Origin of the sequence: Vibrio echinoideorum (genome assembly GCF_024347455.1) — a bacterium.
GTDB lineage: Bacteria > Pseudomonadota > Gammaproteobacteria > Enterobacterales > Vibrionaceae > Vibrio > Vibrio echinoideorum.
This window is the reverse complement of sequence record NZ_AP025483.1, coordinates 1,933,271-1,953,791: the sequence shown is the minus strand read 5'-3', so window position 1 is coordinate 1,953,791 and position 20,521 is coordinate 1,933,271. Positions and strand designations below refer to the sequence as shown.

The following is a 20,521-nucleotide window of genomic DNA, read 5'->3' as shown; positions in this document are numbered from 1 at the left end:
TGGGCGCTGATACTGTTAGCTACAGTAGCGACCTGTAACAAAACGTAAAATAAGGAAAAGTAATTTAATAGAACAATTAGTAATATCCACTCAATGGGATGGGTGGATATTCAACATTATGGTGAATAGATGACCTTTTTAGCGATATTTTGCCAATAAATTGAGCATGTCACTTGACGAGTAAATTTCGATATTTTGGAAGTTATTTTCGAATAATCTGAACAACATGGCTTGAGCGACATCTTTCGATTGAATAGGGCGTAGGTTTTTAAACTTCCCAAACATAAATGGCGATAACAGAGGAAAGACACTTTGTAGAAATTTTTCGTCGGTTCTCGGTTCATCCCTTTGGCCCACTAGCGGCCCAGGACGTGCGATGAAAAGCTGCTTGAAGCCAATACGTTTTAAGTTTTGCTCCATTTGCCCTTTGCAACGAAGGTAGTGTGAATAGGAATCAGGGGCAGCACCGTAACTGGATACCACTGCGACTCTTTGAACGCCGAGAAACTTCATCGATTGAGCAACCTGGCTAACCAACTCTACATCGACTTTACGTAATGCTTCTTTTGAACCCGCCTTTTTCTTGGTGGTTCCTAGGCAGATAACGCCAAGAGTGGGTGTTGATTTCGCGTCGTCCCAGCTGGTTACTTGCAAGTCATTGTGAATGAGTGTGTGGAGTTTGTTCGAGCTAAATTGTGAATCAAGTGATCGTCGGGATAAAGCATAGATACTTTCGACCGCGGGTTCGTCAATAAGTAACTTTATGACGTGATGGCCAATTAGCCCAGTAGCACCAGCCACAACGACCGATGTTTTATCTCCAGAAATACTCATAGCTATCCTTAACGCTTTGCAAGTGCTTGTTTAATATAAACAGTGTTTGAGTTTTAAGCGAATAAAACTTACATAAGGCAGTGTTCAGCGCTAAAGCAATCCAATGATTGTCAAAAGTTATCAGTACTGATAGTGGGAAAATAAAGTGCTAGAAAGCGAAAAGCCCGCTGGGCAACGGGCTTTTCGCTTTCTAGGTGAAGGACAGTGGGATTTTCTTCACCTTTTTACTTGTTTTCTTACTCGATTTAATTGGTTTTCTTTTGCTTTGGTTTGCGAACATTCCACCTCCTAAATCTTTGTTTTATTTATTCTTTAGTTTGTTGCTTTTTGCTAGTAGTCGACTGTTTGTTTCAAGTGAGGGCAATCACTTTTTGTTACTTGTTACGTTCTTACTTAACTTACTCTTTTGCTTAACTTGCTTTGTTGTCAACCTATCAATGGAGAGATTAATAAGTCTCTTTAAACAAAGCATAATCAATGCCAAAACGTAAGTTGTTGATTTTTCGCTTGGGTGGTTGCTTAGTGTTACTTTTCTGTCTTTTTGATTCTCAATTTGAGAAATGATGAGGTGTATTTGTTCAAATAAGGAACACTCTCTGCGTTTTCTACCAGATAGCCATAGATACGACTCTTCTTAACACGTAAACTGGCTTGAAATTTACATAGACAAGGATGAGCTATGAACCTCAAGTTCGACACTCTCGCACCCACTCAGATCTATCACTTGATGACCCAAACGGTTGTGCCTCGCCCTATAGCGTGGGCATTGACGGAGTCTTCTGAACAAGTATTCAACTTGGCCCCTTTTTCTTATTTCACACCAGTGTCGAGTAACCCACCTTTATTGATGTTGTCGGTTGGCAAGAAGCCAAGTGGTGAGATTAAAGATACCACCCGTAATGCCCTTGAAACGGGTAAAATGGTGATTCATATTGCATCAGCAAGCTCTGCAGAAGCGATGACCGCAACAGCGGCAACACTCGATCATGGTGAATCAGAAGTGACTGCGAATAATATCGAGTTGGTTGAATTTGATGGCTTTTCTCTACCTCGAGTTAAAGAGTGCGCTGTGGCTTTTGGTTGCACACTGTATGAAGTAAAAGAAGTCGGTGATGTTCCACAAAGCCTTATCTTTGCTCAAGTTGAGACCGTGTACATCTCTGAAGATGTGATCGATAAAGACAGCGATCGCCTTAAGATCGATGCGTTAGCTCTTGACCCGTTATCTCGACTCGGCGGTGGTGAATACGCCACGCTTTCCAATGTGTTCTCAGTGGCTCGTCCTAAATAGTGCGATCAATTCAGCTCAAGCAGAATCAGTGTTATTGAAACTCGTCTCCTCAAATTTAAGTGCCCTTACGTTTATGCTAGATACCAAATACTCACAATACATCCAACATCGCATTGATCAAAAAACTAAGCCGCTAGGCGCGCTGGGCTTATTAGAAAACGTCGCTCATCAGCTCGCTTTGATTCAGAGCCAAGGCAAAGAAGCTGCGGTAGAACATATCGAATTGAACAAGCCAAGTATTATCATTTTTGCTGGCGACCATGGCATAGCAGATGAAGGCGTGAGTATTGCTCCAAGTGCTGTAACACAACAAATGGTGTTGAATTTCTTACAGGGCGGCGCGGCCATTAATTGTTTCTGTACCGTAAATGATATTGATATCACTGTCGTAGATACTGGTATTTTGTTACCTGTGGAATCTGATAGCCCGATGCTGATCTCTCAGCGCTTAGGTACGCGAACCAATAATTTTGCCAACGAAGCGGCAATGAGTTTAGAAACGGTTGAACGTGGGATTGAACTAGGCACAGAGCTTGTATCTAGAACCATTTCAAATGGCACGAATATCATCATGTTTGGTGAAATGGGCATCGGCAACACCAGCAGCGCTTCAGCGATTTTAAGTGCATTAGCGAATCGTGCTGCATCGGAGTGTGTTGGCCTAGGAACCGGCATTAACAGTGAGCAACTGGAACGTAAGAAAGCGGTTGTGGAACAAGGTGTTGCTCGTTGCAAAGGTTTAGAGCTTAAAGAAGTTAAAGAGCTTAAAGATATTAAAGAAGTGCTTGCTCAAGTGGGCGGCTATGAAATTGTTCAAATGGTGGGGGGCTTCCTTGGCGCTTACCAAACCAAAACCCCTGTGTTGGTCGATGGCTTTATCGTTTCAGTTGCTGCGTATGTCGCGACCTTAATTGAACCTAATTGCCGCGACTACATGATCTTTGCTCATCGCTCTGAAGAGTCGGGACATCAAATTGTATTAGAACTGTTGGCCGCAGAGCCATTGCTTGATCTTGGATTGAGACTAGGCGAAGGCACGGGCGCGGCGTTGGCAATGCCAATCATTCGCGCCGCGGCTGAGTTTTACAACAACATGGCGAGCTTCGAGAGTGCAGGAGTCACAGTCTAATGAGTGACGCGCCACAACGATCATTGAAAGACAAAGTCAATTATCAATGGGAACTGTTTTCATTGGCAATGGGCTTCTTTTCTCGTTTACCTATGCCGAAGAACACTCCCTATTCATCAGAGCGTATGAATCGTTCTGGACGTTACTTTTCAACGGTTGGTTTGTTACTTGGTGTTCTGTGTAGCGGTGTATTCTTGCTACTCGATACGGCATTGCCGAGTGCAGTTGCTATCTTCTTGATGATGAGCTTTAGCTTGATGCTGACGGGGGCTTTTCATGAAGATGGTCTAACCGATATGGCTGATGGTATCGGCGGTGGTATGACGCTTGAGCGCCGTTTAACCATCATGAAAGATAGCCGCATTGGCACTTATGGAGCCTCGGCCTTAATCATGGCTCTGCTTGGAAAGTGGGTGCTATTGAATGAACTGGTCAACATGACTGCTTTGTTTATGGTTATCGTGACCAGTTATACCTTTAGCCGTGCAATTGCCGCTTCACTGATCTATGACATGCCTTACGTTAGTGACTTAGACACCAGTAAAAGTAAACCTCTAGCCAATAAACAAACCAAAGGTGAACTTGTCTTTTTGATGTTGGTTGGCGTGTTACCAAGCCTATGGTTTGGTCTAGAGTTTACGCTTGTCTTATCCGTAATTGCCTACCTGTTTAGAGTGGGTATCAAAAAGTGGTTGATGGCTCGAATTGGCGGCTTCACTGGAGATTGCTTAGGTGCGGCTCAACAGTTGATGGAACTGTTGATTTACCTTGTGTTCACAGCTGCTTTTTACAGTAGCTTTCTGTAACGGTTTCCTATGACAAATACGAATCAAACGAATCAAAACAATCAAGCTAATCAAATTAATCAAGCAAGTCAGCGAAATAGCCATCTGGTATTGGGTGGGGCTCGTTCTGGTAAGTCTAGTTTTGCAGAACAACAAGCATTATGTGCGCTTGTTGCATGCTCAAATGGGCGTTTGCATTATATTGCTACGGCCACTTACTTCGATGACGAAATGCGCGAGCGAATTGCACATCATCAACAACGTCGTGATCATCGTTGGATCGAACACGAAGTGCCGGTTGAGTTAGCGAGCAAACTCCTCACTTTTGATGCACAAGATGTGGTGTTAATTGACTGCTTAACATTGTGGCTCAATAACATTATTTTTGAGTTGGGTGAAGGTGCGACCAATGCACAAGTGGAAGCTGTAGTTGAAGCCTTGGTGAAAAGCGTTGAGCAAACCGACGCTCAGATCATCATGGTGTCTAACGAAGTGGGGCTTGGTGTCGTGCCTTTGGGTAAAGTATCTCGATTATTTGTGGATAACGCAGGGCGCATGAATCAATCACTGGCTCGTGTTGTCGAGCGAGTGACATTGATTGCGGCTGGATTGCCGTTGAACTTAAAACCGTCAAACCACTCTATACATTCTACAGGTTAGGTCGAGTACATGGAAAACGGAACCACCAAAAATATCTATTTGATTAGACACGGCAAGGTCGAAGGAAAAGCCGCGCTCAATGGTTTCTCTGACGTATTGGTTAAGCCCGAAATGCAGCAACGCATTTGTGAATCTTTGGCTGAGCAAAACCTCTCTTTGGATTGTGTTATTACCTCGCCATTAAGACGGTGCAGCGACTTAGCCAACTTGTATGCTAAACGTAAGTCACTGCCTTTGTCGGTAGATCTTGAATTTCAAGAGATGAACTTTGGCGAAGTCGATGGTGTCGCTTTCGATGAACTTGATGATAAATGGTCAATGCTAGAAACCTTCTGGCAAGATCCTGCAAATCATCAGCTGTCCGGTGCTGAAAGTTTACAGAACTTCCATGACAGAGTTACCCAAGGTTGGTCGCAACTTCTGACCTGTGATAGTGACAATTTATTGCTCGTTACTCATGGTGGTGTGATTCGAATGATCTTGGCACATTGCCTTGATATTGACTGGAAAAACCCGAGTCTGTACTCGAAATTGTCGATTGAGAATGCCTCTATAACCCATATTCAAATCACTCAGTTTGCACAAAGCTTTGTCAGCGTAAAGGCGGTAGGGCTGCCAGTTCTCTGAGTGTTCAGAAACACAGTTTAAGAATTAACAATCTATTAAGAGCATTAAATCTACTAAATATATTAAAAGTATAAAGTGGCGTTTACAGCCGCTATACCAGATTGGTATTACTACTTACGTGAAAGGAATTAGTCATGACAACACCTAGTTGGGATCTAAGTATCGCTTATCGCGATCTGGATGATGTGAAAATAGAACAAGATATTGAACTCATTCAGCAATGTATTGAGCTGTTGTACCTACATGTTGAAAAGCGCCACATTATTCTTGCCATGCAAAACGCAATCCAAACCTCAGAAGCGGCAGGTACGTTACTCAGCACCATCAACACATTTGCTAACTGCCATGCATCTGTTGATGCAACACATACAGAAGCGAAAGCACTGCTTGGCCGCGTCGCTAAACTGAACTCTGAGATGTCTCAAGCGTTCAGCCCTTATGAAGACACATTAATCCATGCTGAGCCGGAGTTTATCAACGCTGTGTTGGAGCATGATAGCGTTGATGTTGCAGGGCAACGATTTGCGATTGAAAGCTCTCGTAAACTTGCAAGTAGCCGACTGAGCGTAGCTGAAGAACAGCTATTAGCCGCAATGAAAGTCGATGGCCGCGACGCATGGGGGCGTTTATACGATAACCTAACCGGTTCTTTAAAACTGTCGCTAAAGCTGGACGGTGAAGAGGAAGCTCTAGGTTTCTCACAAGCCGCTAGCCTGTTATACGGAAGTGAATTCGATAAGCAAGAGTCTGCGTGGCGTGCTGTGCAAGGCGCAATGAAAACGCATCAAGAATCATTTGCTTCCATTTTAAATGCATTGGCAGGCTGGCGACTGACGGAAAACAAAAAGCGTTCGAAAATAAGCGACGTACATTTCTTAGATCCAAGCCTACACGGCAGCCGCATCGTGCCTGAAACGCTGGACACCATGATGTCAGTAGCAAAGGCAAATCGCGAAGTAGGCCAGAAAGCGGGTCTGTTGATGGCAAGAGTTCACGGCTTGGATGAAATGAAGCCTTGGAACCATTTAGCCGCGATGCCGCCGTTGGGTGACAGTGAATCTAAGGTTTATCCATTTGATGAAGCGATCGAAGTGATCAAAACTGCCTTCGCCGAAGTCAATCCAGAGATGGCTGAGTTTGTCGCATTAATGGTTGAGAACGGTTGGATTGATGCCGCACCAGCTGCCAACAAACGTTTAGGCGCTTACTGCACCAAGTTTGCTGCGACACGTACACCGCTTGTGTTCATGACGTGGAGTGGTAGCCGCTCTGACTTAATGACACTGGCACACGAGCTTGGCCACGCGTTCCACAATTGGGTAATGAAAGACATGCCACTTTGTCAAACACGCTATCCAATGACGCTCGCTGAAACCGCATCGATTTTTGCAGAGAATATTGTTCGTGATCACTTGTTGAAGCAAGCGCAAACACGAAATGAAAAATTAGAAATGCTATGGGAAGAGTTGTCTTCTTCTTTAGCATTAATGGTCAATATTCCGGTTCGTTTTGAATTTGAAAAAGCGTTTTACGAGCAGCGTGAAAAAGGCGAGCTCACGGCTCAGCAGCTGTGTGACCTGATGGAAACGACTTGGAAAGAATGGTACGGCGATGCAATGACCGAAGCCGACCCTTATTTCTGGGCGAGTAAGCTTCACTTCAGTATCTCTCAAGTGAGTTTCTACAACTACCCATACCTGTTCGGTTACCTCTTCAGTAAAGGTGTTTACGCACAACGTGATGCTAAAGGTGATCAATTCTACGGTGATTACGTCTCTTTATTGCGCGATACTGGCAGTATGATGGCAGAAGAGGTGGTTAAAAAACACTTAAGTATGGACCTGACTAAAGCGGACTTTTGGCAGCAAAGTATCGACATGGTCAAAGTTCAAATCGATGAATTTGAAAGATTACTGAATCAAGAAGATTAATTGATCTCAATCTGTTCATTGCAGGTAAGAGCTGTGTTAGCTTACGTGGCTCTTATCTTGCTGAAATAATTAAATATTAAATTGACCATTGAGAATGAAATTTGGAATGGTCATTTGAAATGGTTATTTGGAACAGACGTCGGTTTGTTGATAAGCATGAAATTTAAAATATATGGGCAGTATTTGTGAGTGATAACGGAGTTTCTGTTAATAAGTGCGATCCTAGCGACACAATTTTTATGAACAATTTATTAACATACGGCCGTGCATTTAAGGAGTAGCGCATGACGAAGACCCTCTTTCGCCAATCATTTCTTTTTGACAGCCTAGATCTTGAGCAAGAAGTGTTTGCAGGACAGACCGTACTAAGTAACGGTGTTCAAATTAAGCTTCATCAACGTGGTGTGTTGGAAGTGATTCCCGCGGAATATAATTCTGAAACCAAAAACATCATCTTTTCAACTGGTGTTCATGGTGATGAAACTTCACCAATGGAGCTTATCGATAAGCTCATCGAAGATATCGAAACAGGCTTCCAAGAAGTGAATGCGAGATGCCTGTTTATTATTGCTCACCCAGAAGCAACCAACGCACATACTCGTTTTCTTGATGTGAATATGAATCGTCTGTTTGATGAAAAACAGCACGAAAGTAATCGAGAAGTGGATATTGCGAAGAACTTGAAGTTATTGGTTACTGAGTTTTATAAGCAGACGGAACCCGCAACTCGCTGGCACTTAGACCTGCATTGTGCGATCCGCTTGTCTAAACATTATTCGTTCGCCGTGAGCCCTAAGGTTCGCCACGAAGTTCGCAATAAAGAGCTGTTCGATTTCATTAACAGCGCTCACATTGAAGCAGTGTTGCTGTCGAATGCACCAACAAGCACCTTCAGTTGGTACAGCGCTGAAAACTTTGAAGCGCAAGCACTGACAATGGAATTAGGTCAGGTAGCAAGAATTGGTGAGAACCAACTTGATAAGCTCACTGCTTTTGATTTGGCGATACGTAACTTGATTGCTGAAGCAGAGCCAGAGCATCTACCTAAGCGAACCATCATGTATCGTGTTAGCCGCACAATTGTGCGCTTGCATGATGACTTTGATTTCATGTTCTCTGATTCTGTAGAGAACTTTACCGCGTTCAAGCACGGTGAAGTATTTGGTCATGATGGTGATAAACCATTAATGGCGAAGAATGAAAACGAAGCCGTGGTATTCCCAAATCGTAACGTGGCCATCGGTCAACGAGCGGCCTTAATGGTGTGCGAAGTTGAAACACGGTTCGACCACGGTCAGCTTGTGTACGATTAATACTTAGTCGGGTTTAAACGATTAAAACAATCGCTCAACTGGTTGAAATATCAAGGTTCACATTACGGTGTGAGCCTTGAGTTTATTTGGGTATACAGGTAAGGTTACGCGAACATTTTCAAAGTAGCTTGATATGGATTTCCAACAACTTCTTCACCAAAAACAGCGCAAATGGACGCGAGCCATTTATCTCATGGCAGCACTGCTTGTCGCGCTGAGTGCGATTTACCTGATGGTTGGCGATCTTTTCATTTCCCCTCTGGGCACCTTGTCCACGTTAGAACAAAAACTACTGATTGATTTACGCTTACCTCGATTACTGGCTGCGATTGCTATTGGGGCTGGGTTAGCTGTATCTGGCGCAAGCTTACAAGTCTTATTGGGTAATGTATTAGCAGAGCCGGGTGTGCTCGGTATTTCCGGTGGCGCGAGTTTAGCCATGGTGATCGTGCTGTTCTTCTTGCCGTTTGCTCCTACGCCTGAACTCTTCATGATTGCTGCCGTATTAGGGTCACTCTGTTTCACCGTGATTCTGGTGAGCATGGTCAAAACGATGCGACTGACCACGGCCAAATTATTGCTGGTGGGTGTCGCGTTAGGCATTCTTTCTGGCGCGATGGTGACATGGGCTTTCTATTTTAGTGATGACCTCAGCCTACGCTTATTAATGTATTGGTTGATGGGCAGTTTGGGTGGCGTGACTTGGTATCAACACTCACTGACGTTAGTCATGATTCCCGTCATCATCTGGTTGTGCTTACAAGGCAGTAAGCTCGATAAACTGATGATAGGGGAGACTCATGCCGCACAACTGGGCGTGAATGTCCCTAAACTGCGTTGGCGTTTGATCTTCGCTGTATCTATTTTGGTAGGCTGCGCGGTGGCATTAGGCGGCGTAATCAGCTTTGTCGGCTTAGTTGTCCCACACTTACTCCGTTTAGCGATTGGTACCGACAACCGATATCTTCTTCCTTTGTCTGCCGTTGCTGGTGCTGCTTTGTTGGTGTTTGCCGATATCTGCGCGCGTACGTTACTCGATTCAGCAGAATTGCCTTTGGGTGTGATGACCACCAGTATCGGTGCGCCGATCTTTATTTGGATGTTAATTAAAAATCATGATTCAAATTAAGAGCCTGAGCGTCGGCGCTCGTTTATTACCGCTATCATTTGAGCTCAAGCAAGGGCAGGTGACTCACGTTATCGGCCCCAATGGTAGCGGTAAAAGCACCTTACTTGAAGCGATATCAGGAATAGGGAACAACTATAAAGGTGATATCACCATTGATGGTCAAGACTTGTCTGAATTGTCGTTACAAGACTTATCATTGCACCGCGCTTATTTGTGTCAAAGCGCAAGGCCAGCCTTCAATTTGGAAGTGTTCCAATACCTCGCGCTCTCATTACCAAGCTCGTCGCATGGTCTTGATGCTGAAATCAACTTAGCTTTGGACGAAATAAGCCAGATGTTGGACATCTCAGACAAACTTCATCGTTCTATTCAAACGTTGTCTGGTGGTGAATGGCAGCGCGTTCGTTTAGCGGGAATGTGTTTACAGATCTGGCCAACGTTGAACCCTTACGCGAAACTGCTGATCCTCGATGAACCAGCAGCTCCACTAGATATTGCTCAAGAAGCCTTGTTATACAAGCTCATTGAACGAGTAGCTGCAAAAGGCATTGCGGTGATCATGGCAAACCACGATCTGAACCGGACCTTAAGACACGCCGACCAAGTATTGCTGCTCGACAAAGGCGTTTTACAAGCGTCTGGCAGTGCAGAACAAGTGCTTACGCCTGAACAGCTAGAGTCCGTGTTTAACACTGAAGTAAAAAGTATCTCAGTCGACAATCAAACCTATCTGCTGTTTGGTTAGAGATAACGTTTGGCTAGAAAGAGTATTTGTTAAAAAGGTCATTTGGTTAAGCGGATTATTGGGTTAAAGACGAGTGAGTAAAGGGACTACATATGTTTAGATACATTCAAAGACGAAGAATCAAAAAGGTGATTAAACTACTGTCTGCAAAGATGGTGAAGAGCTACGGAAGCCGTGATTTCTTCTCGATAGGACAGGTTGAAACAAGCTCTAATGAACTGAGCAAACGCCAACAACAGATTGCTTTAGCTTTGTTTGCTGATCCACAAGATCTTGCTGTTGAGTTGGTTCCCACTATCCAGCTGTTACGTAATGATGTGTCTAGTGACTTCTTCGGCGGTGAGAATTACACCGCGCGTGATGTGCTCAACCTCTTGGGTGGAAGCGGCTGGCAGGGTGGTCGTATGGACGACGACATGTCACATCGCATGGGCATGCATAGCCGCTATTAAATCCGCCAATTCTAATTCGTCTCGTCAAAATCGTTATTTTGACGAGAAGTTTCCATATTTACTGTCCCTTATGTTTTCTAACTACTTTTAATTTATCCCTGCTTCAACAAAGTACATCTCTTACGTACCCAACGAATTATTAAAGTATCTAGCCATAGCTTCCTTTGGTTTCTTGGGTAAACCTCATATTTTTCAGATATATAATTCACTTTCTACTTCGTATGAGCTTTGTTGATTCTCAATCAGCCTTATTGACTAAATATTCACTCATTGTTCAACCATGCTCAAATTGACTGATATGCATTTGCTTTGTTAATGCTTGTGTTGAGTAAGCATTAATGACGAATCGCATATTTGCTCAACTTAGAACGTTGGTTAGGTCGACAGACAAAGATCATGTGGGCCTTTAATTGGAAATATGAAGTCTTTAAATGGAAATGTTATGAGAATTGGAATAGAGAAAACGGCTTTAGCGATCGCTTTGTCTACCGTGTGTGGTGGTGCTATGGCACACGGCTTTGTGTCATTAAATGATGAAGGCAACATAATAAGTCGTGTCGCTTTGTGCCATTTAGAAGATTCTGAAGGTCAGGCGAAGAACATGGACTGTGGAAACATACAGTATGAGCCGCAAAGTGTGGAAGGCTTCGATGGCTTCCCAGAAGGTGGACCTGCTGATGGCTATATTGCCAGTGCTGAAATATCAATCGCAAGAAATCTAGATGAACAAACTTCAGAGCGCTGGCAGAAACGCCCAATAGAAGCGGGATCTCAAGAATTTGAATGGACATTTAGGGCTAACCACATAGCGGCTGGTTTCAAGTATTACATCACGAAAGAAGGATGGGATCAGAATGAACCATTGGAACGAGCAGCCTTTGACTTAACACCTTTCTGTGAGGCTGATGGTCACGGAGATATGACACAAGACACGGCTACTCATACCTGTGATGTACCTGTGCGAGAAGGTTAGCATGTCATTTTGGCTGTTTGGGATGTCGGTGACACAGACAAAGCATTCTACAATGCGATTGATGTGGTATTTGATGGTGATGATTCGCAACTACCGGATTGGGACAAAGCAGGTCAAATAATACCGACCGCCAACCTCAGGGAAGGTGATGCGGTTTATACTCGTGTCTTTGATGGTTCTGGCGAAAATGTTGCACTAAGTACTCGTCTTGATATTACTGACAGCGCAGCTGGCCAATCAAAGAACTGGTCAAAAGCATTGGCGACCAAAGTAAATGAAGAACGTAAGAATATTAAGTCGGGCGTGTTGAGTGAAAACGGCTTTGTTCCAATTTATGGCGTAAACCCGATATACGTTAATGCAGATAGTGGTATTCAGAGCGTAGAAATAGGCTACGATGTTGACGTGCCGGAACCAGATACCTCACTCACGGTTGAAGGGTTAGAGCCTGAATACGTAGTCGGTGAAGAAGCGACAATTCTAGACTTAACACTGGTGGCTGAAGGTGATGCTAAAGCTGAGTTGACGGTGTATAACCATAGCCGAGAGTCATTGGCACACTGGAGTGGTGAAGTAAAAGATGATTCGTCAGAATCTGTAGCGCTGCCTTTATCCAAATCAGAAGCTGGCCACCACATGTTAGTCGTGAGTGTGAAAAACAGCGAAGGCAAGTTGGTAGGGCAACAGACGTTGAACTTCCATTTGGTTGAAGCTGGCACACCACCGCCTGAATATGATTATGTTTACCCAGAAGGTTTCGGTAGCTATGTGGATGGAGACATCGTTCTATTTGAAGGTGAGGGAGTCTATGAGTGTTACGGCCCATGGGCGGCAGAATGTAACAACGAAGATTACTTGCCAGGAATTGCAATTGACCCTAATTGGGTTGAACAGCAGTGGAAAAAGTTAGATTAATATTCCACTAATCGACTAGGCTCTGATTTCTATTCGATATACAAACTTCAAAACGGCTTAATCATTAAGCCGTTTTTTTATTCACTTTGAATATTGTTTCCTCAATCAAGACGGAATACTGAGATCCAATAATTCGAAGCAACATCATCTATCTACAATGCATTTGTTTGAGTTGTGTGATTCTGATTCCTATCAATATAAAACCCGCTGTTATTGATAAAATTGACGTATATATTTTTCGTTGTTCTTCAAACAAAAACTATAAACCCTCGAAGTGCGATTTTGATTGATAAGTGATCAATTGATGTTGTGTTCAGGGTAAAATAATAGAGAGTGGGAAAGTGAAAACAACAAATAATAATATTCTTAAAATAGCAGTAGGTATGGCTATGCTATCGAGTGTGCCGTCAGTGGCAAATGCTCATGGTTGGTCTGAATTTCCAAGTGCACGTCAGAACACGTGTTACGAGCAAGGCGGGGTTTGGTCAGGTACACCACCGAATGCAGCATGTGCTCAAGCAAAAGATATTTCTGGTTCATACCCGTTCGTTCAACGTAACGAGTATGCGAAAAATATCCAAGATTTCAACAACATCAACGCTGTAAAAGCGGCGATTCCTGACGGCACGTTATGTTACGCCAATGATTCGCAAAAACGCGGCATGGGTGCACCTCATACAGGCTGGACTCGCACCGAGCTAAATACTGGTACATTTGAATATGTATTCAACGCGACTGCACCTCACAACCCGTCATTCTGGGAATTCTACCTAACGAAACCAAACGCAGACCTGAGCAAAGGCCTAGCGTGGGGGGACTTAGATCTTATCCAAGAAGTGGGGAATGTTCCTGTAAGCGGTGGCAAATACCGTATCAACGTGACGATTCCTTCAGACCGCTCTGGCGACGCAATCTTATACGTACGTTGGCAACGTGATGATGCCGCGGGTGAAGGCTTCTATAACTGTTCTGACATCACTATCGCAGGTGGTACAACCCCTCCACCAGAGCCGGGTCCTGAGCCTGACCTCGTACGTGGCGACCTTTTCATTTCAGAAGGTTTTGGTACTCCACAAGTTGGTGATACGGTTAAGTACGACATCATCAACAAGTACGGTGAAGTAGCGCGCAGCTTCGACATCGTTATCGACGCTTCAAACGTTAACGATTGGGCTCGTTTGTTGGCTTCAGAAATTAATGGCTGGCACGAAGAGTTTAAAGATGGCGCGATCTTCATTGGTGATTGGCACGCTGAAATGCAGCACTACATGTACTTCCAAAACGATCCTTCACGCAACTTCTTTAACTCAAAAGATAGCCGTGCTTCTGGTCAGTTAACGCTGATTGATGGTGGCGACGGTGGTGTTGAACCACTGAAAGGCGACATCTACGAGCTAGTGAAGAGTGACAACGTAGTGAATGCTGGCGACAAAGTTGTGATTGCAACAAGCGAAGCGGCAAATCTAACTCAGACACAAGGCTCTTCAGTAAGCATTCAAAATAACGGCAGTGCGTCAGTTGTCGTAGATACGACTGGTATTGTAGCTAATGAAACCTTGTCATTCATGGCTAGTTCTATTGAAAGTGACAGTGTTGAAACCTTCACGTTTGAAGTAATTGCTGATGACGGTGGCGTAACACCAGACCCAGATCCAACGCCGGATCCAGATCCGACTCCTGACCCAGACAATGGCACTTGGGACTCTTCAGCGACTTACCTAGGCGGTGAAGTAGTAACGTACTCGAACCAGTCTTGGAAAGCACAGTGGTGGATTCAAGGTGGTACAAACCCTAAAGCGACCTACGAAAATGATCAGTGGGGCGTGTGGCGTCCAGCCAACTAATCTTAATTAGCGTTAGTTAATTAGCTTTAAAGTAATAACCAAGGCACCACACTTTTTGACGAGTGTGGTGTCTTTTCTTATGGGAGAGATAAACAAGTCGACCGTGAAGAGAATTGCGTTTAGGGTAGGGCTTTGGTTTACCTCGAATGCTCAGTTCACCTCGAATGCTTTGAATATCGGGAGTTCGGGAGGCTTAAGCGCACTGGATAAGAAAGAACTTTTTGATGAAAAAATCACAGATACTCGCCAATACAATTAAGAATCAGATAGAGCAAAACATCTGGTTGAGTGGTGAGAAGATCCCATCAATTAGAGATGCGTGTAAGCGCTATAAACTCAGTATCGAGACGGTACTGCAAGCCTATCAGCAGCTTGAGGATCAAGGCTATGTGCGCTCAAAGCCCAAGTCCGGCTATTTCGTGTTACCGCGCAGAAATGTGTTCGTTTCAGATCATTCAAAACAAAAAGCCATCAAGCCGTATCCTGTTAAAATTAGTGATTTGCTTTACGATGTGCTCCAACGTGCCAAAGACCCTAGCATCATTCCACTTAGCTCGGCATTCCCAGATCCTGCTTTGTTTCCGCATCAAGCATTGTCGCGCAGTTTAGCCAATGCCAGCCGCCAAATGCCCGATAACAGCATGCTTACTAATTTGCCACCGGGCAGTGAAACTTTACGCAGGCAAATCGCTCAGCGCTATCAAACTGGTGGGCTAGATGTATTGCCCGACGATATTGTGATCACGTCTGGGGCGATGGAGGCACTTAACTTATGCCTGCAATCCTGTACCGAGCCGGGTGACTTGGTCGCGATAGAGTACCCTGCGTTTTACGGTGTGTTACAGACTATTGAAAGGTTAAACCTGACGGCTGTTGAGATTCCAACAGACCTGACAACAGGGATTGATTTAGATGTGTTAGAGTCGGTGTTCGCTTCAATGGACATCAAAGCGTGCTGGTTTATGACAGAGTCGCAAAACCCAGTAGGCTATTCGATGAGTGATGGAAACAAGCAGCGATTGGCCGAGTTGGTGAACCAACATAAGATCCCGATGATCGAAGACGATGTGTATCGAGATCTTCACGTCGGTAATCAAAGCTCTTTGCCTGCTAAAGCCTATGACACTGGCGAGCAAATCATGTTGTGTGGTTCGTTTTCCAAATCATTGTCGCCCGGCTTTCGAATCGGTTGGGTAGTTGCAAGGAAACAAGCGCTAAAGATTCAGAGATTGCAGCACCTTTCGACGCTGTCGAGCAGTATTCCTATCCAACTTGGACTGTCTCACTACCTGACGTTTTATAGTTATGACAACCATCTTAAAAAACTTCGCAAGCTTTTGAATGAAAGGAAGAAGGCACATATTGCATTGTTAGAATCTAGCTTACCTTCAAGTGCGATGGTGCATAAAAGCCAAGGTGGCTACTTCATTTGGATAGAACTGCCTCACTCTGTTTGTGTTGAGAAGTTGTATGAACTAGCCCTTGAACAAAACATCTCTGTCGCTCCGGGAATCATATTCAGCAGTGATAAAAAGTTCTCTCATCACATTCGTCTCAACTGTTCGTATGCTTGTGACGCCAAAATAGCAGAAGCCATTCGTACGCTAGGCGGCTTGATTCAGACAATGGAATTGCAAGCCAATAGTTGCAGCTAAACTCTGACCAGTCGTTCGTCTAATAAGTAAATCTGTTCTGTTTTTTAATAATCAATCTGTTCTAGTTTGGTTCGTGAGAACTGTGCTGAAATACGCTCCAATTCTTAATATGAAAGCCATCATTATGATGTTTGGAGCTTAAATGTTTGATGTAGTTGAATTGTCGCGTTTACAGTTTGCGCTAACCGCTATGTTCCACTTTCTTTTCGTCCCTCTGACTATCGGTATGTCGTGCTTACTGGCGATCATGGAGTCGATCTATGTACTCACCGGTAAACAAATCTATCAGGACATGACCCGCTTCTGGGGCAAACTGTTCGGCATTAACTTTGCCTTGGGTGTCACGACAGGCTTAACCATGGAATTCCAGTTCGGCACTAACTGGTCATATTATTCTCACTATGTCGGCGATATTTTCGGTGCACCTTTAGCCATCGAAGCGCTTGTCGCGTTCTTCCTAGAATCCACCTTTGTTGGATTGTTCTTCTTCGGTTGGGAAAGGCTATCGAAACGCCAACACCTTATGGTGACTTGGCTGGTGGCTCTGGGCTCAAGCTTCTCTGCACTATGGATTTTGGTTGCCAATGGTTGGATGCAAAACCCAATTGGATCAGAGTTCAATTACCAAACTATGCGTATGGAAATGACCAGCTTTGCCGAAGTCGTGCTTAACCCTGTCGCACAAGTTAAATTCCTGCATACAGTGGCCTCAGCGTATACCTGTGGCTCGATGTTTATCCTTGGTGTGAGCTCTTACTACTTGTTGAAAGGGCGAGACATTGCTTTTGCAAAACGTTCGTTTGCTGTTGCAGCTTCGTTCGGCATTGCTTCTATTATCTCGGTGATCGTATTAGGTGATGAGTCGGGCTATGAACTGGGTGACGTTCAAAAAGTGAAACTCGCTGCAATTGAAGCGGAATGGCATACAGAACCTGCACCTGCGGCGTTTACCTTGTTTGGATTACCAAACCAAGAAGAGGGCAAAACCGACTTCGCGGTCAAAATCCCTTATGTGATGGGAATTATTGCAACGCGATCTTTGGATGAGCAAGTCACTGGTCTTCATGACCTACGTGACCAGCACCTCGTCCGTATTCGTAACGGAATCATTGCTTATGAATTGCTAGAGCGTTTGCGATCTGGTGATACCTCACATGAGACAGAACGAGCTTTCGATCAAACTAAGCACGATCTCGGCTATGGCTTATTGCTTAAGCGTTACACAGATACCGTAACCGATGCGACTGAACAGCAAATCCAACAAGCGGCAGATGATTCCATTCCAACTGTCTGGCCACTTTTCTGGTCATTCCGAATCATGGTGGGCTGTGGCTTCATTATGTTGTTTGTCTTTGGTGCGGCCTTCCTTCAAACCTACCGTAAAAACATTACGCAAAAGCCTTGGCTACTGAAAGCGGCGCTATGGTCGATTCCATTACCTTGGATTGCGATTGAAGCTGGCTGGTTTGTTGCGGAATACGGCCGTCAGCCTTGGGCAGTAGGTGAAATTCTTCCTGTGACCGTCGCGGCTTCTTCTCAAACCGTTGAAAACCTGCTTACGTCTCTTGCTCTCATTATCAGCCTATATACCGTATTTATCATTGTTGAAAGTTACTTGATGATTACCGTGGCTAAAAAAGGCCCAAGCAGTTTAAAAACGGGTCGCTATCACTATGAACAAAATACAACTTCACTTGAAGCCAAATTGGCACAACAAGTTCAACAATAAGGTGACTGACTGATGTTCGAATATGACACATTGCGTTTAATTTGGTGGGTTCTGATTGGTGTACTGCTGATTGGTTTTATGATCACCGATGGTTTTGATATGGGGGTGGGGGCGTTGTTACCGTTTATTGGTAAAACGAACGCTGAAAGACGAGTCATGATTAACTCTATCGCGCCCCATTGGGACGGCAACCAAGTGTGGTTAATTACCGCAGGTGGTGCGTTGTTTGCGGCTTGGCCTCTGGTTTATGCGACATCGTTTTCAAGCCTTTATGTGGCGATGTATTTGGTGCTTATTTCATTGTGGTTGCGTCCTTTGGCGCTTGAGTATCGAGCAAAGATCGACAGCGATCAGTGGCGACAAGTATGTGACTTGGCAATCTCTTTCTCAGGCTTCTTCCCACCTATCTTGTTTGGGGTGGCGTTTGGCAATTTGATGCAAGGCTTACCTTTTACGCTCAATAGTTTCTTGATGGTTGAGTACCATGGTTCGTTTATCGATTTGATCAACCCATTCGCGCTTTTGTGTGGTCTAGTCGGGTTATTGATGGCGCTGTTACAAGGCGGTGCGTGGTTGATGATGAAAGCCACAGACGCAGTGTACAAAAAGGCAAGAACAGTGACGCAGGCGAGTGCTGTATTTGTCGCTTTCCTTATGGTGATTGGCTGTATGGCGATAAACCATATTGACGGGTATGTGATAGTCAGTGCGATGGATCATAGCTCGGCTTCGAATCCTTTGAACAAAGAAGTCATCACACAAACAGGCGCTTGGTTAACCAACTTCGATACGTACCCTTGGATGTGGTTTGCACCGATCGGCAGCGTGACTATTCCATTACTGGTTTTAATTGGCGCAAGGTTGAAGTGGGATGCGATTGCTTTTATTAGTTCAAGCCTGACTAACGCTTGCATCATCTTAACGGCGGGTTTCTCGATGTTCCCGTTCATTATCCCGTCTAGCGTTAACCCGAGTAATAGCCTAACGCTGTGGGATTCAACATCGAGCGAACTGACCTTGAACATCATGACAGGCGTGGCATTTGTGATGGTACCCATCATTCTTTGTTATACCGCTTTCAGCTACCGAACTATGTTTGGACGACTCGATACCGAGTATGTCGAACGGAACGGCCATTCACTGTATTAAGGAGTTTCTCATGTGGTATTTTGTTTGGATATTAGGCTTATTTCTAGCCTCTGCATTTGCAATATTGAATGTCGTTAGCTTAGAGAAAAGCGATTCAGAAATTGAACCTTAAGTTGTATTAACTAAACGAGCTTAGATAAGTCAGACTTAGAATAAGAGACCAGAAGCGCAGGCTTTTGGTCTTTTTTAGTTTAGGGGTATGTTTTCGTTTGGCACAAAATGGTAAGACTCGAATCGAGTGAATGACTAGAATTATCTCAAACGAAACAAGTGAATTAGGGCGGATTCTAGTCACTTTATCTTATTCGAATGGACGCTTTAATTACTCTAAAGAGGATTATTTTATGTACGAACTAACACTGATTCTAAGCCTAATGATGGGTGGCGCTGACAGCACAGCAGGAATGGAAGTTAACACCCAATTTACGACTCTTGAGCAATGTAATGAAGAAGGTGCAGCACTAGCTGAGAAACTAAACACCGCCGATCTAAAAGTCATGCAAGTTCAATGTGAGCGTGATTAACTCGATCAAGATTAGCTAGTTCATAATTAATCAGGAAGTGATCAACCAAAGAATGATGAACTAAAGTAAACCAACTCCATAGGTTTCAAGATATGGGCACAATTAAGGTGCCCATACCGAATTTCTTCCAGCTCAACTCGTTTTTATTCCTCAAATCAACGTCCTCTTCAGATCATCTACGCCTATTCTCATATCAGCTCTATTAAAAACAATTCCGGCTAACCTATTGTTAAATATTTACTATTTGTTAGTGTGTCTAGGTGCACATGAAGGATGTGTTTCATATTTAGTGAAGAATAATAGTAGGAGTTGCGATGAGTATTATAGTGAGACGGTCTGAACCGTCAGATGCAAAGGGAATAAAAGAAGTCTACGAATGCACTAATGCTTATACCGGTACGCTGCAACTCCCAAACCCATCTCTGGAAAGCTGGCAGAAACGAATCTCAAATATGCCTGACAATGTGTACTCTTATGTTGCATTGATCGACGAGGAGATTGTTGGGAATTTAGGAATGGAAGTGTGTGTAAACCCGAGAAGGCGACATGTAGCTTCATTCGGTATGGGTGTTAAAGACGATGTGTTAGGCAGAGGCGTTGGGAGTCAACTGCTCGCGACAGCAATCGACTTGTGTGATAACTGGATCAACATCAAACGACTGGAGCTAACGGTGTACACCGACAATGAAAGAGCCATCAATCTCTACAAGAAGTTCGGTTTTGTTATTGAAGGGGAGTCGGCAGGGTTTGCCTTTAGAAATGGTGAATATGTAGCGGTTTATCATATGGCGCGACTGGTATAGTGGTAACACTGTGACGTTTTCAAGAACGAGAAA

The 20,521-nt window shown here is 44.1% G+C and carries 18 protein-coding genes and 1 pseudogene; 18 read left to right on the top strand and 1 reads right to left on the bottom strand.

Going from position 1 to position 20,521, the window contains the following annotated elements:
- Positions 1 to 138 precede the first annotated feature (138 nt).
- Positions 139 to 834, bottom strand: coding sequence for an NAD-dependent epimerase/dehydratase family protein (locus tag OCV36_RS08825; protein WP_135454828.1), 696 nt, complete (start codon positions 832 to 834; stop codon positions 139 to 141).
- Between the two features lie 679 nt (positions 835 to 1,513).
- On the opposite strand from OCV36_RS08825, the gene OCV36_RS08820 reads away from it, so the two are divergent.
- From OCV36_RS08820 to OCV36_RS08730, 18 genes and pseudogenes are all read left to right on the top strand, one after another.
- On the top strand, positions 1,514 to 2,125 hold the full coding sequence (locus OCV36_RS08820) for a flavin reductase family protein (RefSeq protein ID WP_017075098.1): 612 nt from the start codon (positions 1,514 to 1,516) through the stop codon (positions 2,123 to 2,125).
- A gap of 73 nt (positions 2,126 to 2,198) precedes the next feature.
- A complete protein-coding gene (gene cobT / locus OCV36_RS08815) occupies positions 2,199 to 3,254 on the top strand; it encodes a nicotinate-nucleotide--dimethylbenzimidazole phosphoribosyltransferase (protein WP_135454826.1) in 1,056 nt (351 codons plus the stop codon).
- Positions 3,254 to 4,060, top strand: a complete 807-nt coding sequence (locus OCV36_RS08810) for an adenosylcobinamide-GDP ribazoletransferase (RefSeq protein ID WP_135454824.1) — start codon at positions 3,254 to 3,256, stop codon at positions 4,058 to 4,060. Before cobT ends, OCV36_RS08810 begins: the two co-directional genes overlap by 1 nt.
- Before the next feature lie 9 nt (positions 4,061 to 4,069).
- Entirely contained in the window at positions 4,070 to 4,699 is a 630-nt protein-coding gene (cobU, locus tag OCV36_RS08805; protein WP_135454821.1) for a bifunctional adenosylcobinamide kinase/adenosylcobinamide-phosphate guanylyltransferase, read from the top strand.
- Between the two features lie 9 nt (positions 4,700 to 4,708).
- Positions 4,709 to 5,326 carry a histidine phosphatase family protein gene (locus OCV36_RS08800; protein WP_135454819.1) on the top strand — a complete coding sequence of 206 codons (618 nt, stop codon included), beginning with the start codon at positions 4,709 to 4,711 and terminating at the stop codon, positions 5,324 to 5,326.
- Between the two features lie 134 nt (positions 5,327 to 5,460).
- Entirely contained in the window at positions 5,461 to 7,257 is a 1,797-nt protein-coding gene (locus OCV36_RS08795) for a M3 family oligoendopeptidase (RefSeq protein WP_135454818.1), read from the top strand.
- A 284-nt stretch (positions 7,258 to 7,541) separates the two neighbouring features.
- The gene (locus OCV36_RS08790) at positions 7,542 to 8,570 is read left to right on the top strand and encodes a succinylglutamate desuccinylase (protein ID WP_135454815.1); all 1,029 of its coding nucleotides are present in this window, start codon (positions 7,542 to 7,544) and stop codon (positions 8,568 to 8,570) included.
- A gap of 133 nt (positions 8,571 to 8,703) precedes the next feature.
- On the top strand, positions 8,704 to 9,699 hold the full coding sequence (gene btuC, locus OCV36_RS08785) for a vitamin B12 ABC transporter permease BtuC (RefSeq protein WP_019824084.1): 996 nt from the start codon (positions 8,704 to 8,706) through the stop codon (positions 9,697 to 9,699).
- A complete protein-coding gene (gene btuD / locus OCV36_RS08780; protein WP_135454813.1) occupies positions 9,686 to 10,444 on the top strand; it encodes a vitamin B12 ABC transporter ATP-binding protein BtuD in 759 nt (252 codons plus the stop codon). The genes btuC and btuD overlap by 14 nt, the downstream gene beginning before the upstream one ends.
- 92 nt (positions 10,445 to 10,536) lie before the next feature.
- Positions 10,537 to 10,896 (top strand): DUF6559 family protein, encoded by a 360-nt coding sequence (locus OCV36_RS08775; RefSeq protein ID WP_135454811.1) that lies wholly within the window; start codon positions 10,537 to 10,539, stop codon positions 10,894 to 10,896.
- 442 nt (positions 10,897 to 11,338) lie between these two features.
- Positions 11,339 to 12,784 (top strand): annotated as a pseudogene (gene gbpA / locus OCV36_RS25540) (N-acetylglucosamine-binding protein GbpA).
- A gap of 383 nt (positions 12,785 to 13,167) precedes the next feature.
- Positions 13,168 to 14,628: a lytic polysaccharide monooxygenase gene (locus OCV36_RS08760; RefSeq protein WP_135455088.1), complete on the top strand. Its 1,461-nt coding sequence runs from the start codon at positions 13,168 to 13,170 to the stop codon at positions 14,626 to 14,628.
- A gap of 224 nt (positions 14,629 to 14,852) precedes the next feature.
- Entirely contained in the window at positions 14,853 to 16,283 is a 1,431-nt protein-coding gene (locus OCV36_RS08755) for an aminotransferase-like domain-containing protein (protein ID WP_167853005.1), read from the top strand.
- A 142-nt stretch (positions 16,284 to 16,425) separates the two neighbouring features.
- Positions 16,426 to 18,012, top strand: coding sequence for a cytochrome ubiquinol oxidase subunit I (locus tag OCV36_RS08750; RefSeq protein ID WP_135454807.1), 1,587 nt, complete (start codon positions 16,426 to 16,428; stop codon positions 18,010 to 18,012).
- A 12-nt stretch (positions 18,013 to 18,024) separates the two neighbouring features.
- The gene (gene cydB / locus OCV36_RS08745; RefSeq protein ID WP_135454805.1) at positions 18,025 to 19,161 is read left to right on the top strand and encodes a cytochrome d ubiquinol oxidase subunit II; all 1,137 of its coding nucleotides are present in this window, start codon (positions 18,025 to 18,027) and stop codon (positions 19,159 to 19,161) included.
- Between the two features lie 10 nt (positions 19,162 to 19,171).
- Positions 19,172 to 19,273: a cytochrome bd-I oxidase subunit CydX gene (gene cydX / locus OCV36_RS08740; protein ID WP_017075085.1), complete on the top strand. Its 102-nt coding sequence runs from the start codon at positions 19,172 to 19,174 to the stop codon at positions 19,271 to 19,273.
- A 232-nt stretch (positions 19,274 to 19,505) separates the two neighbouring features.
- Positions 19,506 to 19,685 (top strand): hypothetical protein, encoded by a 180-nt coding sequence (locus tag OCV36_RS08735; RefSeq protein ID WP_135454803.1) that lies wholly within the window; start codon positions 19,506 to 19,508, stop codon positions 19,683 to 19,685.
- 314 nt (positions 19,686 to 19,999) lie between these two features.
- Positions 20,000 to 20,488: a GNAT family N-acetyltransferase gene (locus tag OCV36_RS08730; protein ID WP_135454801.1), complete on the top strand. Its 489-nt coding sequence runs from the start codon at positions 20,000 to 20,002 to the stop codon at positions 20,486 to 20,488.
- Positions 20,489 to 20,521: the final 33 nt, after the last annotated feature.

Bases quoted from the DNA above. Each gene is read 5' to 3' on its own strand.
- OCV36_RS08825 (WP_135454828.1), bottom strand. From the start codon at position 834: ATGAGTATTTCTGGAGATAAAACATCGGTCGTTGTGGCTGGTGCTACT.
- OCV36_RS08820 (WP_017075098.1), top strand. From the start codon at position 1,514: ATGAACCTCAAGTTCGACACTCTCGCACCCACTCAGATCTATCACTTG.
- cobT (WP_135454826.1), top strand. From the start codon at position 2,199: ATGCTAGATACCAAATACTCACAATACATCCAACATCGCATTGATCAA.
- OCV36_RS08810 (WP_135454824.1), top strand. From the start codon at position 3,254: ATGAGTGACGCGCCACAACGATCATTGAAAGACAAAGTCAATTATCAA.
- cobU (WP_135454821.1), top strand. From the start codon at position 4,070: ATGACAAATACGAATCAAACGAATCAAAACAATCAAGCTAATCAAATT.
- OCV36_RS08800 (WP_135454819.1), top strand. From the start codon at position 4,709: ATGGAAAACGGAACCACCAAAAATATCTATTTGATTAGACACGGCAAG.
- OCV36_RS08795 (WP_135454818.1), top strand. From the start codon at position 5,461: ATGACAACACCTAGTTGGGATCTAAGTATCGCTTATCGCGATCTGGAT.
- OCV36_RS08790 (WP_135454815.1), top strand. From the start codon at position 7,542: ATGACGAAGACCCTCTTTCGCCAATCATTTCTTTTTGACAGCCTAGAT.
- btuC (WP_019824084.1), top strand. From the start codon at position 8,704: ATGGATTTCCAACAACTTCTTCACCAAAAACAGCGCAAATGGACGCGA.
- btuD (WP_135454813.1), top strand. From the start codon at position 9,686: ATGATTCAAATTAAGAGCCTGAGCGTCGGCGCTCGTTTATTACCGCTA.
- OCV36_RS08775 (WP_135454811.1), top strand. From the start codon at position 10,537: ATGTTTAGATACATTCAAAGACGAAGAATCAAAAAGGTGATTAAACTA.
- OCV36_RS08760 (WP_135455088.1), top strand. From the start codon at position 13,168: ATGGCTATGCTATCGAGTGTGCCGTCAGTGGCAAATGCTCATGGTTGG.
- OCV36_RS08755 (WP_167853005.1), top strand. From the start codon at position 14,853: ATGAAAAAATCACAGATACTCGCCAATACAATTAAGAATCAGATAGAG.
- OCV36_RS08750 (WP_135454807.1), top strand. From the start codon at position 16,426: ATGTTTGATGTAGTTGAATTGTCGCGTTTACAGTTTGCGCTAACCGCT.
- cydB (WP_135454805.1), top strand. From the start codon at position 18,025: ATGTTCGAATATGACACATTGCGTTTAATTTGGTGGGTTCTGATTGGT.
- cydX (WP_017075085.1), top strand. From the start codon at position 19,172: ATGTGGTATTTTGTTTGGATATTAGGCTTATTTCTAGCCTCTGCATTT.
- OCV36_RS08735 (WP_135454803.1), top strand. From the start codon at position 19,506: ATGTACGAACTAACACTGATTCTAAGCCTAATGATGGGTGGCGCTGAC.
- OCV36_RS08730 (WP_135454801.1), top strand. From the start codon at position 20,000: ATGAGTATTATAGTGAGACGGTCTGAACCGTCAGATGCAAAGGGAATA.